Here is a 1230-nt window from a genome sequence, read left to right as displayed (position 1 = left end):
TTGTAGCCTTCCCTCTTTTAGGACACCGCTAAATTCGATAAATAATTATTATTTAGTTCAGATTTGATGAAGAATTTAAATTCTTCATCAAATCTAGGCATATATTCTTTTGGGGATTTATTCCCAAGAGATTTATGCGGGTGGTTGAAGTTGTAGTCTTCTCTCCAGTTATCGCTTATCTTCTGTAACTGATAGATGTCATTAAAATAATACGCATCTAATATATCCTCTCGGAAGAAACGGTTAAAGCGTTCTATGTATCCATTCTGCATCGGTTTTCCAGGTTGGGTATATTTAATTTCTATAAAGTTCTTTTTGCACCAGTTTACAAAAGTCTTGGATATAAATTCTGGACCGTTGTCACATCTGACATATTTGGGCGTTCCTATTTCTTCTTTTAGATTATCCAGCGTCTCTACAACAGCCCTTGCCGGATAAGAAAGTCCTGCGTCTATGGCAAGAGCTTCACGGTTGCAATCATCAATAACATTGAATACACGCAACTTTCTGCCATCGGTAAGTGCATCGCTCATAAAATCCATACTCCAGCATTCATTCAGGCTTGCTGGTGCTTCCAAAGGTTGCTTTATACGTTTAACCAAGCGCTTTTTATGTTTACGCCTAAGACTTAGCTTCATATCACGATATACTCGCAATACACGTTTCCTGTTCCATTTTAGACCTTCACGACGGATCTTGTAATAATATTCATCAAAACCTCGGGTCGGATATGCCTCTGCTAGCTGGGTCAACTTATCTATAACCTCACTATCGTCCCTTTTACTCTGGTAATACCACATCGACCTGCTCAAACCTACAACTTTGCAGGCGCGGACAATCGGTATTACATATTCTTCAATGAGATATTTTACACGAACTCTCTTATCGGAAGGTCTTAAAACTTTTTTGACAGTACATCTTTAAGCATCTTGTTGTCTAGACTAACATCGGCATACATCTGCTTGAGCCTGTTATTCTCTTCTTCGAGTTCTTTGAGGCGTTTGAGTTGTTGCTGCTCCATTCCTCCATACTTCTTGCGCCAGTAGTAGAAGGTACTCTTGTCAATGCCTAGTTCTCTGGATAAATCTCCTACAGATCTACCTTGTTCATTTTCTTTGAGAGCTTTGATGATTTGGCTCTCACTAAATTTGCTGCTTTTCATTGTGACAGTTTGAATTTAAAGTTAGTAAATTCGAATTTAAAACTGTCCTATTTTTAGGGAAGCCTACA

At 38.5% G+C, this 1230-nt stretch carries 2 protein-coding genes; both read right to left on the bottom strand.

All coding sequences use genetic code 11. The features are described from left to right. Positions 1–17: 17 nt before the first annotated feature. Positions 18–860 carry an IS3 family transposase gene (locus tag DN748_RS18945; RefSeq protein ID WP_236636924.1) on the bottom strand — a complete coding sequence of 281 codons (843 nt, stop codon included), beginning with the start codon at positions 858–860 and terminating at the stop codon, positions 18–20. 35 nt (positions 861–895) lie between these two features. Continuing rightward, positions 896–1162 carry a transposase gene (locus DN748_RS19290; protein ID WP_201741528.1) on the bottom strand — a complete coding sequence of 89 codons (267 nt, stop codon included), beginning with the start codon at positions 1160–1162 and terminating at the stop codon, positions 896–898. Between the last annotated feature and the right edge of the window lie 68 nt (positions 1163–1230).

Origin of the sequence: Sinomicrobium soli (assembly GCF_003285545.1) — a bacterium.
In the GTDB taxonomy this organism is placed as follows: domain Bacteria; phylum Bacteroidota; class Bacteroidia; order Flavobacteriales; family Flavobacteriaceae; genus Sinomicrobium.
This window is presented reverse-complemented; position numbering and strand designations above follow the sequence as displayed.